The organism is Morganella morganii H1r, assembly GCF_000633515.1.
Classification (GTDB): Bacteria; Pseudomonadota; Gammaproteobacteria; order Enterobacterales; family Enterobacteriaceae; genus Morganella; species Morganella morganii_B.
Window position 1 is genome coordinate 101,021 of sequence record NZ_AYMP01000024.1, and the last position, 12,803, is coordinate 113,823.

15 protein-coding genes and 1 tRNA gene are annotated in these 12,803 nt (G+C 50.8%); 10 read left to right on the plus strand and 6 right to left on the minus strand.

Annotation, left to right across the window (positions count from 1 at the left end; translation table 11 throughout):
• Positions 1-26: 26 nt before the first annotated feature.
• Together U868_RS0114820 and U868_RS0114825 are read right to left on the minus strand one after the other, a co-directional pair.
• Complete coding sequence (locus U868_RS0114820; protein ID WP_029991214.1) at positions 27-602, minus strand: inovirus Gp2 family protein; 576 nt, start codon at positions 600-602, stop codon at positions 27-29.
• Positions 603-1,255: 653 nt separating this feature from the next.
• On the minus strand, positions 1,256-2,677 hold the full coding sequence (locus tag U868_RS0114825; protein ID WP_025153976.1) for a YfjI family protein: 1,422 nt from the start codon (positions 2,675-2,677) through the stop codon (positions 1,256-1,258).
• Between the two features lie 381 nt (positions 2,678-3,058).
• Here U868_RS0114825 and U868_RS0114830 point away from each other — a divergent pair, with 381 nt between their 5' ends.
• From U868_RS0114830 to U868_RS0114860, 7 genes are all read left to right on the plus strand, one after another.
• Positions 3,059-3,787, plus strand: coding sequence for a DUF3944 domain-containing protein (locus U868_RS0114830; RefSeq protein ID WP_025153977.1), 729 nt, complete (start codon positions 3,059-3,061; stop codon positions 3,785-3,787).
• Positions 3,788-3,841: 54 nt separating this feature from the next.
• Positions 3,842-4,516, plus strand: a complete 675-nt coding sequence (locus U868_RS0114835; protein ID WP_025153978.1) for a helix-turn-helix transcriptional regulator — start codon at positions 3,842-3,844, stop codon at positions 4,514-4,516.
• A gap of 12 nt (positions 4,517-4,528) precedes the next feature.
• The gene (locus U868_RS0114840; protein WP_025153979.1) at positions 4,529-5,605 is read left to right on the plus strand and encodes a hypothetical protein; all 1,077 of its coding nucleotides are present in this window, start codon (positions 4,529-4,531) and stop codon (positions 5,603-5,605) included.
• A 73-nt stretch (positions 5,606-5,678) separates the two neighbouring features.
• Positions 5,679-5,891 carry a hypothetical protein gene (locus U868_RS0114845; RefSeq protein WP_025153980.1) on the plus strand — a complete coding sequence of 71 codons (213 nt, stop codon included), beginning with the start codon at positions 5,679-5,681 and terminating at the stop codon, positions 5,889-5,891.
• A 127-nt stretch (positions 5,892-6,018) separates the two neighbouring features.
• Positions 6,019-6,459 carry an antirestriction protein gene (locus tag U868_RS0114850; protein WP_025153981.1) on the plus strand — a complete coding sequence of 147 codons (441 nt, stop codon included), beginning with the start codon at positions 6,019-6,021 and terminating at the stop codon, positions 6,457-6,459.
• 14 nt (positions 6,460-6,473) lie between these two features.
• A complete protein-coding gene (locus U868_RS0114855; protein ID WP_029991216.1) occupies positions 6,474-6,785 on the plus strand; it encodes a TA system toxin CbtA family protein in 312 nt (103 codons plus the stop codon).
• A 103-nt stretch (positions 6,786-6,888) separates the two neighbouring features.
• Positions 6,889-7,725: a DUF932 domain-containing protein gene (locus tag U868_RS0114860; protein ID WP_025153983.1), complete on the plus strand. Its 837-nt coding sequence runs from the start codon at positions 6,889-6,891 to the stop codon at positions 7,723-7,725.
• 165 nt (positions 7,726-7,890) lie between these two features.
• Here the strand turns inward: U868_RS0114860 and U868_RS0114865 are convergent.
• From U868_RS0114865 to dnaQ, 3 genes are all read right to left on the minus strand, one after another.
• Positions 7,891-7,967 (minus strand) — tRNA-Asp (locus U868_RS0114865).
• A gap of 166 nt (positions 7,968-8,133) precedes the next feature.
• Positions 8,134-8,388: a YkgJ family cysteine cluster protein gene (locus tag U868_RS0114870; RefSeq protein ID WP_029991218.1), complete on the minus strand. Its 255-nt coding sequence runs from the start codon at positions 8,386-8,388 to the stop codon at positions 8,134-8,136.
• Positions 8,388-9,122 carry a DNA polymerase III subunit epsilon gene (gene dnaQ, locus U868_RS0114875; RefSeq protein WP_025153985.1) on the minus strand — a complete coding sequence of 245 codons (735 nt, stop codon included), beginning with the start codon at positions 9,120-9,122 and terminating at the stop codon, positions 8,388-8,390. The genes U868_RS0114870 and dnaQ overlap by 1 nt, the downstream gene beginning before the upstream one ends.
• Positions 9,123-9,183: 61 nt before the next feature.
• On the opposite strand from dnaQ, the gene rnhA reads away from it, so the two are divergent.
• Positions 9,184-9,654: a ribonuclease HI gene (gene rnhA, locus U868_RS0114880; protein WP_004235951.1), complete on the plus strand. Its 471-nt coding sequence runs from the start codon at positions 9,184-9,186 to the stop codon at positions 9,652-9,654.
• 3 nt (positions 9,655-9,657) lie between these two features.
• On the opposite strand, the gene U868_RS0114885 is transcribed toward rnhA, so the two are convergent.
• Complete coding sequence (locus tag U868_RS0114885) at positions 9,658-10,389, minus strand: methyltransferase domain-containing protein (protein ID WP_025153986.1); 732 nt, start codon at positions 10,387-10,389, stop codon at positions 9,658-9,660.
• Between the two features lie 40 nt (positions 10,390-10,429).
• Here U868_RS0114885 and gloB point away from each other — a divergent pair, with 40 nt between their 5' ends.
• Together gloB and mltD are read left to right on the plus strand one after the other, a co-directional pair.
• Positions 10,430-11,185, plus strand: coding sequence for a hydroxyacylglutathione hydrolase (gene gloB / locus U868_RS0114890; RefSeq protein WP_025153987.1), 756 nt, complete (start codon positions 10,430-10,432; stop codon positions 11,183-11,185).
• A gap of 83 nt (positions 11,186-11,268) precedes the next feature.
• Positions 11,269-12,666: a murein transglycosylase D gene (gene mltD / locus U868_RS0114895; protein ID WP_025153988.1), complete on the plus strand. Its 1,398-nt coding sequence runs from the start codon at positions 11,269-11,271 to the stop codon at positions 12,664-12,666.
• The last annotated feature ends 137 nt before the right edge of the window (positions 12,667-12,803 follow it).

Below are 12,803 nucleotides of genomic sequence, written 5' to 3' on the forward strand. Positions count from 1 at the left end.
TATTAGAATTTTGTGTAAAAAATAATTTACCGGCTGGTCCCCACAGACCGGTAACCATCGTGATAGTCTTTCGTGTGGTCTTTGGCTAAATAATCCAGCCGCATAACCAGTAAAGCACGCTGAGCCGTGTAATACGGGCTGTGATAACACAGATACATAACCCCCTTTTCCGGGAAATGCACCAGGCAGGCATAGCACTCAGCACGCAGCCCCAGCGCACTGCACCAGGCCTGCTGTATCATCCCTGCCAGACTGTCTTCACCGTTAAAACGGCCTGCTGTGTGATAAATATCCTTATTGAGCAGTAACACCAGGTGATAATGCTTCCGGTGTCTCACCCCGCCAAACTCTCTCACCCAGATATACCGCAGACGGTGGCTGAGCCGTCTGCCCCAGCGCTGAGCTTTCCTGTCCGTATCTGTACACAACCGGGCTTTCAGCGATTCAATAAAACGGGTTATTTCACGGTTTGACCGGTCATAAACGTAATCAGGCGGGTACCGTAAATCAATCCTGAGAGCCAGCGTTCTGGGGAACGCTGTAACGGCACTGTCTATAACACCTTCAAATAACCGGCGATACTCTGCATTATAAGAATACATATTGAACCTCATATTAAAATAAATCACCCCGGATACCCCTGAACAATTCACAAGTAAAATGACACACCGCCATCTCATTAAAGACTTCGATATTATCATTAAGGTATTTAACTATTTCACCCACACCTTTTGAATATATTATGAATGCTATATGTATTATCCCGGTGAATATGATACTCACTTCTGATGTGTTATGACCCACATTAAATATCAGGGTATTTATTCATACCCCTGGCTACCTAAACAAACAACTTACAGAAAAAGATCACACCGATATTTATGTATTCCGACGCACAATGATATGTCACGATACTCTGCATGTATCAATGTATATTCCATATTGTAACCAGGAATGTATTCATTGAGGTTTATATCTTTATGATATAATTATTACACTTGTATTTACTATATAATCATTATATTTACACGTACTACATACCCTATTCATACTTACTATATATTAATATAATGTCCTACTATATATTAATATATTACTATACCGACAACCGTTTATTTATTACAGATACAAACAGTAAAGCCCGGCTATCTCTTTTCTGTTGTGTTAACAGGAATCCTGACTCTGTTTACTCTGATATTAGTTTGCCGAAGTAAAATATCCGCTATTTCTGCTACTGATAGCAGAAATAGCATCATTATACTGAATTATCACTCTCATTTGTGAATGGATTGTTATAAAAATGATATCCCTTTCCTATGAGCACTGCTGACCTGAATCCTCTGTCAATTCTGATACAGCGATATTTTTCCAGCCGGTCCAGGACACTATCCAGCAGCTTACCTTTTCGTAATACGGAAGGACCATACTGCCTGATTTCGTTTTTCCTTATCCATTCACTACCTGAATTATCATAATTCACGGAAAGCCAGTCGAGCAGCTGTTTTTCATACTCTCCGTTACGGTGAGAAAAAATATGAATCATCTGATCCATATACCAGACACAAACGGCTTCAGCTGCTTTTACATTCTCCTCAGAGATAATATCACTGCCATCCGCAAAAAAAGAAAATAACGCCGCAAGTCGGGCAATATTATTAGCCAGCTTGGAGGCACAATCAGAGACCGGATAATACGGCATTCCGGGTGCCATCTGCTCTTCAATATAATTATAAACAGCATTCCATTCTGTCTGCGCCTGAGCACTGAAACTGAGCATGACTTTGTTATCCCCCGGAGCCCGGTTTATTATTTCGATCATCCGCTCATGAAAAGGCGTCAGTGAATAACGATAAACCGGAGTGTCTGAAATAAACCGGGTTCCCCGGGTCGATAAACTGTCACTGATAAATACAGGCAAGCACCGGGCAAAAAAACCACTTCCCCGCGCTTTATCACCCTGCCGTTTCATATAACTGTCAAAGACAGCCTTCTGTACCATAACAGATAATGTGATCCGGCCGTCATCAATAATAAAACTGTCACCGGTTTTACGCTCAACCTGAAAAGGTACCCCGTCCCATACGGAATTAAGAAAGGTCAGATCATTCATTATTCTGCGATCTAAAATATTAGCCCCCTCATCAGCAATCAGCCCGACATGAGGACTTTTTGTATACATACCATACTGTAGCGCCTCCGGCGTTGTATTATTATAAATCCGCTTCCTTATTTTCGGTGCCGCCGGTTTTTGCCCGTAAAGTTGTTTAAGTTGTGCTGCCGGTTCATCTGCATTAAGCCCCTTTGCCGTTTTTCTGCGGATTTCAGCCAGCAGGGACTTCTTCTTTTCCTCCCAGATTTGTTCATCAACACGTCTGAGCTCAGTATCCGGATCGGCACTCCGCTGCTCTGCTTCATCCATTGCATACACCGGTGCCATTACCAGCCGGTCTGCCGTTGTTTTACGTTCACCGGAATCAGCAATCACCAGCATAAACAGCGATACCGGAGACACAATCCGTTCACTCACTCTCACATCAGCACAGCCCTGACAGGTCAGTGAAACCGCACTGATAACTGAGGATGCAATCAGCGGAACGGGGGCCCGGGTCTGTTCATGAACACTCAGTACTGCATTGCGGATTAATTCCGGAAAAGCATTCAGGGGATAATTATTCATTTTTACTCCGTAAGTGATGTCCTGGTCAGGGTGCATTTCAGCGCAATTCCGGAGTACAGGCAAGAGTGAAAAAACAATTAAATCATATTGATATAAATTAAATCATTTCAGACTACCGTAATGTGACCGAAGTTCTCTCCCGGACATACGGGCAGATTTCCCCCTCTGCGGAAAATAATTTTCCGGAATCAGTGATTTTTCAGATACACATTAACCAACTGATATAACACGGGAAAAAGTGGTCCGGATAACTGACCGGCGACACACCCTGTCGTTTCCCCGTTTTTTATCCCCCGAAAACAGCGATTTTCCGCGTCATACCCTGTCAGATCCCTTTGTTATGCTGTTGCTGTCTTAAATCACCTGTAAGGAATTTCTGTTATGGCAACCTACCGTATCGACCCTGATCTCGCGTTTATCGGTCAGTGCAGCAATGAGGATCTCGGTCTGCTGGTCTCTGTTCTGACACACGACAGCAAAGACGGCAAAAAACGGCTGGCGGAGTCTCTGACCACCTCACCGGAATATCAGCTCTTTTACCCTGACCATCAGAAGTACTGGCCCGCCATCTGTGCCGAACTGCAGGCCTTCGGGGCCAACAGCCTGGTCACGCTGCTTCGCGGTAACAAAGGCGTGCTTTACCGTGAAATCCTGCACGATGTCTGCGACAAGCTGAAAGTGAGCCACAACAAAGAAAGTCCGGTGGAAACCACCGAGCTTAACCTGCTGATGAAAGTACTGGAGAAAAGCCTGCGGGAGATGTCACAGGACGAACTGATCCGTTTTGCGGACGGGCTGAAACTGAATCTGTCCGCACCGACCCCGCAGCTTATTCTACTCGCGGTGCAGGCGGCTGTCGCCAGCTCCGGAGTTGCAGCCCTGCAGTTTGCCACTGTTGCTGCTGTCGGGGTGATTGAGGCAATGGGCGGTATTGCCAACTGGGGTACACTCTTTGCCGCCAACCGGGCGCTGGGGGTACTGGCCGGTCCGATAGGGATTGCACTGAGCTCCGCCTGGCTGATAGCTGATATCGCTGGTCCCGCTTACCGGGTCACCATTCCGGCCTGCATTATTGTGGCGTACCTGCGCCAGAAGGCCCTGGCGGCCTGATTTCTGTATTCCGTTATTCCTTTTTTATCTGACTGACTCACGGAGGCTGCGCTCATGCATACGTCAGATTCACGCCATGACCGGCTTGCATTCCGGCTGGCCATGATTATCAGCCGCCTGTTCCGGGGCGAAACACTGTATCCGGCACAGCTCGCCCGTGAGTTTAATGTCTCGGCCCGCACACTGCAGCGGGATTTCAGTGAGCGTCTGGTCTTTCTGGACACGGAGCCGTATCAGGGCGGATACCGGCTGGCCGCCGGTCAGCGCCCTTACCGGACAGACAGCGATATTCTGTACTTTGCCGATATCACCCATATTACCCCGCTGTTCCCCTCGCTTGACCGCAGGCTGCTGTCCGTGCTGCTCAGTCCGGAAAACGGCGCACCCTGCCTGGTCTACCATGAACCGCCGCAATCCGCCCCGACGCTGTTCGGCGGCTTTTACGTGGTGACACAGGCGATAGTCCGCAGGCGTCTGCTCAGCTTCCGCTGTGACGGTCAGGACTATGAGGGGATGGCTCCCTACAAGCTGATTTATTTTCAGCGGGACTGGTATCTGTGCGGGGAATGGCAGTCTGCCCTGCGGGTGTTCCGGTTCAGTCAGCTGCAGAACATTGCCGTGTCCGGACGCCGTTTCCGGCAGGATGCAGTTATCGCACGGACGGTCACCCGGCCCGAATTTATCACCGCATTACCCCATTATCAGTTTATCCGTTCATTAATCACATAAAAGGAACATCATATGATGAAAACCCGGTTTACCGCCGTTCTGCTGCCTGCCCTGTTGCTGACAGCCTGTGACAACAGTGACAGCACGCCCGCCCCTGACCCGCGTCAGCAGCAGGAGATTCTGTCAGTAAAGCAGCTGATTTACCCGTATGACCGTACCGTCACGCTCGGCGGTATTCTGGATAACCGCCCTGACTGTATCGATCCGGAATGGGATACCCTGACCGACGACAAAGGACGGGAGCTGGTCAGATACCGCTGTGACTACACGACTGCGGCTGCCGTAAATCAGATAAATCAGCAGGTTGAAGCCCGTTATCAGAGAGTACTGAGAGACTATACCAGGATCCTCACTAAAGTCACCAAATGGAAGCCTGCCGATATGCGTACCCGTACCGGCGCGAATATCGAACAGACAGAAAAAGAGCTGGGGATGATCAAAACACTTTCCGGTTACGACTGGTCTCCGCTGCGCAGTGAAATCAGTACAAACAATGACAGCAGTTTTAACCTCTCTCTTTCCGGCGGAAAACTGTGGTCCCGTCAGCCCGCTAAACTGACCGGAGAACAGAAAACGCTGGTTGAACAATGGAATGCCGTTACTGAACCACTGTTATATGGACAGGGCTCTGATATAGATCGCTGGTTTGAGGATTCTTCCGGTGTCATCAGCGCACTGGAGAAGAAACTGACTGACCTGAAAGCAGTACAGGCGGAGGAATACCTGAAAGGGGATAACCGCCGCCGGGAAGATGAGTCCGCCCTGACCCGGCTGTTGGCAGAGCTGGAGGCCGCCCATGCGGAAGCAAAAGACTGGCGGATTACCCAGGAATTATACTGGAGTGTAACCGGGCCTGACCCCGTATTTATGGGCGGAAAATTTCTGGTCAGTGACCACACCGGCCAGAATGAGCTGGTACCTTACAGTCCGGTGACCCGTGGTCCGATCCGTCGTGGTACGGAAATGCTCGCGGATATTTACGGGGATAAAACCGGAGCGGATTTTTACCGGAATATGCTGGCATTCGGGTTATATATGTATCAGGTAAAAGACATCAAAGTGCCGTCCGTAAATACCTTAAGCTACTGACTGTTGTTTTTCATTCCGGATTGCAGCGCCGCTGCCGGAACATTTTAGTTCATATCAAAATAAGGAAATACGGATGTCTGTTTTTAAATTAATGGCCACCACGCTCGGCGTGGCAACCGTGGCGTTAGCCACCTACTGTGCCTGGCAGGCTGCGGCTGAGGCGGCAGACAAAGAGGATGCCACCGCAGCGGAAAAACTGGCGGCCGGGCTCAGTGCGGCGCTAGCCTGCTCAGCCGTGCTGGGCGGTACCCTTGACCGTCTGCTGGGTCGGCTCTTTCCCCGCTGACCTGTACGGCATACTGGTTTATCACATCACCCCTGACGGCAGACGTTCACAGTCTGCCGTTTTTTTATGCGCCATTCACAAATCAGTAACCCACTATTTTTATCCCTAAATACAAAGGAGTTTCACGATGACATTATCAGCACTTCTGACACAGGAGCCCGCAACCATCAAAAGCAATCTGGTTCATCCCCGGGGCAGAGACACATTCTGGCGGTTTTATTTCGGCAGCGTGCCGGGCTGGCAGCACCTGGAAAACGATATTTTTAAGATGATGGATAATCTGTGTGACATTTATCACGGTGCATTCCGGGAATTCAGCATGCTCACCAACGGCGGTGCGTTTATCTGGCCGGATATGCCGGAGACCACGCTGTACCTGTTTAACCCGCATAACGGCAATAATGCGGAACTGAGCCCGGAAGCAGCCGGTATCGCTGTCTGCTTAATGACGTTCAGTATCTGGTCATTTAACACTGAGAGTCCTGTGCTGGTGGAGTATTTTTATCAGTTGCGGGACTACGCCCTGCAGCATGAGGAATGTGCCGCTATTTTCCGTCTTATTGATTAACAGTGAGTAACACCATGAAAAAGGTAACATTATCTGCGTCACCGGCGGCAGTCTGGCAGACACTGCTGACTTACCTGCTGCAACAGCATTACGGCCTCACACTGAATGACACGGAATTCAGTGATGAGCGCGTGATTGAGGCCTGCCTATGCCGGGGGATGTCACTGTGTGAGGCGCTGAATGCCTTTGCGGAGAAATACGCTCTGGTCCGCACCGACCGGTGCAACAGCTGTATCACTGCGACCGATATTCTGCGGGCACGGAAAGCGACCGGTCTGATAACACTTCACCGGAGCCATACCACCCGCAGACACTGCACTGTATAAAAAGCCCGTACCCGTACCTCATCCTATCTCTTCTTTTATCCCGTTCAGTCCCGGCTTTTATCTGACAGCCACATTATCTGTTTAATTTTACAGGAGAATGACTATGACACGTTTAGCTTCCCGCTTCGGCAGGGCGAATATTATTCGTCGTGACCGTCCGTTAACCACCGAAGAATTATACTGCACTGTACCCAGTGTCTTTTCAGCAGAAAAACATGAATCCCGCAGTGACCGTTACACCTATATTCCCACCATTACCCTGCTTGAGAGCCTGCAAAAAGAAGGCTTTTACCCGTTCTTTGCCTGTCAGACCCGGGTACGTGACGACAGCCGCCGGGAGCACACCAAACATATGCTGCGCCTTCGCCGTCATAACCAGATCACCGGCGTCCAGGTACCGGAAATTATTCTGTTAAACAGCCATGACGGCACCAGCAGTTATCAGATGCTGCCGGGATTATTCCGTGCAGTCTGTCAGAACGGGCTGGTCTGCGGTGATACCTTTGGTGAAGTACGTGTACCTCATAAAGGTAATGTCGTCGATAAAGTGATTGAAGGGGCATATGAAGTGCTGGAAACGTTTGATGCGGTGGCTGAAAAACGCGAACAGATGGAGTCCCTGCGGTTACCGCCTCCGGCACAGCAGGCGCTGGCACATGCCGCTATCACGTACCGGTTCGGGGATGACCACCAGCCGGTCACGGAAGAACAGGTGCTGCAACCCCGCCGGTGGGAAGATAAGAAGGATGATCTGTGGACAGTGTACCAGCGTTTACAGGAGAATCTGATTAAAGGCGGGCTGTCCGGACGGACGGCTAAGGGGAAACGATCACACACCCGGGCCGTGACCGGTATTGATGGTGATATCCGTCTGAATAAAGCACTGTGGGTGATGACGGAGAAAATGTATGAGCATTTTAACCGGAGTCATTATGCGTGACAGCCAAAGCTAAAAAATATCAGACAATAATGAGGTTTCCCGTTAATTCCGAATCAGTCTTATTTTTACCAATCGATGCCAAAATAAAATGGCATACCCGATGGTATACCCGCAAATCGATAAAAACAAAAACGCCATGCTAATCAATAGCATGGCGTTAAAATGTGGCGGAACGGACGGGACTCGAACCCGCGACCCCCTGCGTGACAGGCAGGTATTCTAACCAACTGAACTACCGCTCCGTGTGTTCCTTTTCGGGAACGGTGCGGATAATACGATGCCGGTTTCCGTTCGTCAATACCTGATTTGTGTAAATCCATGCAATTGCACAGTTTTTCGCCTGAGTATACTGTTTTATACGGGTCACCGCACACGACACACGGTCTCCCGCAACGCAGTCACCCGTGTTCAGGGAGATGTTTGTTTTTCCAGATCAAGCAGATAAATCATGGCCTCATCCCTGCTCTCCCCGCACATTTCCCGCGAGGGCTGTAGTCCGCTGCAAACCGCCGGACGCAGCGGTGAACCGAAAATCAGACACAAATTCTGCTCAGATAACTGAACGCAGCGGGTATTGGCGGGTTTACCGTCCGGCATCCCCGGAATCGGTGATGAAATGGACGGCGCGGTGCAGCAGGCGCCGCAGTCACTGCGGCAGGCAATCAGCTCCGCCAGATGCACGGGTTCGCCCCTTTTTTCTCCGCCAGATCCAGACGTGCCTCGTGCGCGGCAATTTCCTCATCCGTGGCATACACCACACGCAAACCGCTCTGCGGGCGGGTAACGCGCTGAATAGTCTGAACGTTCTCTTCGCCGCTGCTCTCATTATCTGCTGAAAAAGCCAGTGATGTCTGGCCGCCGGTCATTGCCAGATAAACATCTGACAGAATCTCGGCATCGAGTAACGCGCCGTGCAGCAGACGTTTTGAGTTGTCTATCTGATAGCGGTCACATAAGGCATCGAGGTTATTTCGCTTGCCCGGAAACAGCTGTCTGGCGAGCGTTAAGCTGTCAGTGATGGTACAGAATTCCGCCGTCGGCGGGATCCCCCGGTTCAGCTTGCGGAATTCATAATCCATAAAGCCGATATCGAAGGGCGCATTATGGATCACCAGCTCTGCGCCACGGATAAATTCAATAAATTCATCCGCGATGTCAGCAAAAACCGGTTTATCCATCAGGAATTCATCACTGATCCCGTGCACACCAAAGGCTTCCGGGTCCACCAGCCGGTCAGGCCGGATATAAATATGGAAGTTACGGCCGGTCAGGCGCCGGTTGATCACTTCAACCGCACCGATCTCAATAATATTGTGCCCCTCGTAGTGGGCACCCAGTTTGTTCATACCGGTGGTTTCGGTATCGAGAACAATTTGTCGTGTAATATCAGTGTGCATAATGGCGTTTTGTGTCAGACTCAGGTAATTGCCAATCAATCAGAGGAAGAGTCTACCAGAGATGAGTGACAAGGTAGAAATTTTCACCGACGGCTCCTGCCTCGGAAACCCGGGCCCCGGCGGCTACGGCGCGCTGCTGCGCTATAAAGGCCATGAGAAAGCACTCAGTGAGGGCTTTTTTCTTACCACCAATAACCGGATGGAGCTGCTGGCGGCCATTGTGGCGCTGGAAACCCTGAAACGTCCGTGTGATATCGTACTGACCACTGACAGCCAGTATGTCCGCCAGGGTATCACGCAATGGATCCATAACTGGAAGCGGCGCGGCTGGCGCAAAGCGGATAAATCCCCGGTGGTGAATGTCGATTTGTGGCAGCGCCTGGATGCCGCCATCACCCGCCATCAGATTGACTGGCAGTGGGTGAAAGGTCACGCAGGGCACCCGGAAAACGAACGCTGTGATGAACTCGCCCGGGCAGCGGCGGAATCCCCGTCACAGGACGATACCGGTTATCAGCCGGCAACGGAATAATCCTCAGCGCCGTTTCAGACAGCGCGGCGGCGTCTGCTGGCGTGTCGCGCCCACCACATTGTTCAGTTTCGGCCGCAGCAGTCGCAGCTTCTGCGGTGTGAACGTCAGCGGCACCGTGCGTTTGCGGGCCACAATCACCCCCAGACAGCCGAAAATCCGTGCATGCCGGTTACCGAAACTCGCCGGATCACACCAGGGGATCGGCGCAGTCAGCCGGTGATACATAATTTCGTAATTAAGCAGACTGAGCCAGTCGAGTATCCGGAACTGTGAAAACATCCGGCTGCACTGCGGCTCCCGGTTAAGACGCCACGGGATCAGTTTACGTGCCCCCAGCAGGCTTAACGGGTTGAACCCGCTGATAATCAGCCAGCCGTCCTCAATCAGGACACGGTCAGCCTCGCGCAGCAGCCGGTGCGGATCACTGCTGTAACCCAGATTATGTGCCAGTACACAGACGTCTGCGGATTTGTCCAGAAACGGCAATTGCGCCGCCTGCCCGAATACCTGTAAGGTGTTACCCTGCGGTGCCACATTCACCTGATGCGGGATCATGCAGCTGCTGCTGTCAATTTCACAGCTCAGTGTACCAATCTTAATCAGATGAAAACCAAACATTTTCGGCCACCAGGGCGCCAGCTGTGCTTCCAGCGATTGCCGGAAGCGGCGTCCGCAGGGAATATCGCACCACGAGTCCGGCATCGTCAGAGTTTTTGTCGCTCGTGCAGAAAACATGGCTTTATCCTTGGTTCACACTCAGAAAGGTGAGGTATCTATGGAGCTTATCAGAATTTCCGCGTTATCAGATAACTACATTTGGCTATTACGGGATAATGCGCACACCTGCGTTATCGTTGACCCCGGCGTCAGTGAACCGGTACTGAATACACTGCGGGAGCGGGGACTGACCCCTTCAGCCATCCTGCTGACACACCACCATGCGGATCACACCGGCGGCACGGCAGAGATTGTTTCACATTACCCCGGCCTGCCGGTTTACGGCCCCGCCGAAACCCTGCCGAAAGGCGCAAATCACTGTGTGCAGGATAATGATGTGATTACCTGCGGCGGGCTGACATTTCAGGTCATGGCGGTGCCGGGACACACACTCGGTCATGTGGCTTATTATTGCGAACCTTATCTGTTTTGCGGCGATACTCTCTTCTCCGGCGGCTGCGGCCGTATTTTTGAGGGCACACCGGCACAAATGTTCCGCTCGGTCAGCCGTCTTGCGGCACTGCCGGATGAAACACTGGTCTGCTGCGCGCATGAATACACACAGTCCAACCTCGCCTTTGCACGCGCTGTCTGGCCGGAAAACAGGGATATTCAGGCATATCAGCAATATATTGCAGAATTACGTCAGAATCATGAAGCTACACTCCCCGTCACACTGAAAACAGAAAGGAAAATTAATGTTTTTCTTAACTGTGATAATATTGATCTGCAACATAATTTATCATTAAGTAAACATACGCCGGCAGCTGAGGAAACTTTTACCGCTTTACGCGCAAAAAAAGATCAATTTTAGCCGTAATCGTTGTCAGGGCGGAATAACACCAGTATGATTGCAAAACCTACAGACTGAAGAATAATAATGCTGATTCCGCCAATATGAAAATCAACGCCACACTTCTTGCCGCCGCAATTTTGCTGGCGGGGTGTCAGACTGCGCCGCAAAAAACGACCCAGAAACCGCATTACCCTTCCGGTAACGGTTTTTTACTGACGACTCAGCAGATGGATGCCGCAAAGATGTCCTCCGTCAGTCCCGAAGATGATATCTGGGGTTATATCCGTGATGAAATGAAAATGAATATCCCGGACAATGACCGTATCCGCAGCGAAGAACGTTCTTATCTCGCCAAAAAGAGCTATCTCCACGATGTGACACTGCGCGCAGAACCTTACATGTACTGGATCATCGGCAAAATTGATGAACGTAACATGCCAATGGAATTGGTTCTGCTGCCCATAGTGGAGAGTGCTTTTAATCCGCATGCCACCTCACCGGCTCAGGCTGCCGGGTTATGGCAGATCATCCCGAGTACCGGCAAAGCAAACGGGCTGAATCAGAACCAGTGGGTTGATGACCGCCGTGATGTGGCCGCCTCCACCACTGCCGCACTGGATTTACTGGAACGTCTGAATACGATGTTCGGCGGAGACTGGGCACTGACCCTGGCGGCGTATAACAGCGGTGAAGGCCGTGTGCTGCGTGCGATGGAAGCCAATGCCGCTGCCGGAAAACCAACGGATTACTGGTCATTATCCCTGCCGAAAGAGACCATGGATTATGTACCGCGTATTTTTGCCCTGAGCAATGTTATCCGCAACAGTGATCACAATGGCGTGAATTTACCGGTGCCGGATGCAGAGCGCGCCCTGGCACGGGTGAATATCGGTCAGCAGATTTCCCTGGATGTCGCGGCACAATTGCTGGATATGCCGGTTTCCAGACTGAAAGATTACAACCCGAGCCTGAAACGCGGTGTAACCTCACCGGCCGGTCCTCACTATCTGATGCTGCCGAAAACCAAAGTCGATCAGCTGATGAGCGCGTTATCCGATGATGCCGTGCTTAATGATATCCGCACCGCGGTCGCGAAAAACAATCAGCGTACTGAACAGCTGAGTTCACCGGCAGGCCGTGCGCAGGCCGCAAAATATAAAGTGAAAAGTGGTGATTCGCTCTACGCCATTGCTAACCGCCATAAGATGACCGTTGCCGAACTGAAACAGCTGAACGGACTGAAAAGCGCTGCGGTTCTGAAACCGGGACAGACATTGCAGGTGAAAGGCAGCCCGGTGGTGAAACCATCAAAAGCCGCCGCCAAAAATGCAATACGTCTGGCGAAGTATAAAGTGCGTCAGGGGGATTCTTACTACAGCATCGCACAACGTCATGGTGTGACACTGAAAGAGCTGATGTCCTGGAACAGTAACGTCAAAATGAAGGACTTACATCCGGGCGTTGAATTAACCGTGTATGTTGCGAATAAACGCGGCTGATATCAGCTGAATCACATTACGTTATCCGAAGCCCTGCCTGATACGGGGCTTTTTTATACCTGATAACACCTGTCTCTCTCCGGCTGTTCTTCTTCTCTTCCGCACTTCTGCGATATCAGTGCATCCGCACCGATATT

What these genes read in the sequence shown, in the direction of transcription:
- U868_RS0114825 (WP_025153976.1), bottom strand. Translation starts at nt 2,677, where the DNA reads ATGAATAATTATCCCCTGAATGCTTTTCCGGAATTAATCCGCAATGCA.
- U868_RS0114840 (WP_025153979.1), top strand. Translation starts at nt 4,529, where the DNA reads ATGATGAAAACCCGGTTTACCGCCGTTCTGCTGCCTGCCCTGTTGCTG.
- gloB (WP_025153987.1), top strand. Translation starts at nt 10,430, where the DNA reads ATGGAGCTTATCAGAATTTCCGCGTTATCAGATAACTACATTTGGCTA.
- mltD (WP_025153988.1), top strand. Translation starts at nt 11,269, where the DNA reads ATGAAAATCAACGCCACACTTCTTGCCGCCGCAATTTTGCTGGCGGGG.
- U868_RS0114855 (WP_029991216.1), top strand. Translation starts at nt 6,474, where the DNA reads ATGAAAAAGGTAACATTATCTGCGTCACCGGCGGCAGTCTGGCAGACA.
- U868_RS0114820 (WP_029991214.1), bottom strand. Translation starts at nt 602, where the DNA reads ATGTATTCTTATAATGCAGAGTATCGCCGGTTATTTGAAGGTGTTATA.
- U868_RS0114845 (WP_025153980.1), top strand. Translation starts at nt 5,679, where the DNA reads ATGTCTGTTTTTAAATTAATGGCCACCACGCTCGGCGTGGCAACCGTG.
- dnaQ (WP_025153985.1), bottom strand. Translation starts at nt 9,122, where the DNA reads ATGCACACTGATATTACACGACAAATTGTTCTCGATACCGAAACCACC.
- U868_RS0114850 (WP_025153981.1), top strand. Translation starts at nt 6,019, where the DNA reads ATGACATTATCAGCACTTCTGACACAGGAGCCCGCAACCATCAAAAGC.
- rnhA (WP_004235951.1), top strand. Translation starts at nt 9,184, where the DNA reads ATGAGTGACAAGGTAGAAATTTTCACCGACGGCTCCTGCCTCGGAAAC.
- U868_RS0114835 (WP_025153978.1), top strand. Translation starts at nt 3,842, where the DNA reads ATGCATACGTCAGATTCACGCCATGACCGGCTTGCATTCCGGCTGGCC.
- U868_RS0114885 (WP_025153986.1), bottom strand. Translation starts at nt 10,389, where the DNA reads ATGTTTTCTGCACGAGCGACAAAAACTCTGACGATGCCGGACTCGTGG.
- U868_RS0114830 (WP_025153977.1), top strand. Translation starts at nt 3,059, where the DNA reads ATGGCAACCTACCGTATCGACCCTGATCTCGCGTTTATCGGTCAGTGC.
- U868_RS0114860 (WP_025153983.1), top strand. Translation starts at nt 6,889, where the DNA reads ATGACACGTTTAGCTTCCCGCTTCGGCAGGGCGAATATTATTCGTCGT.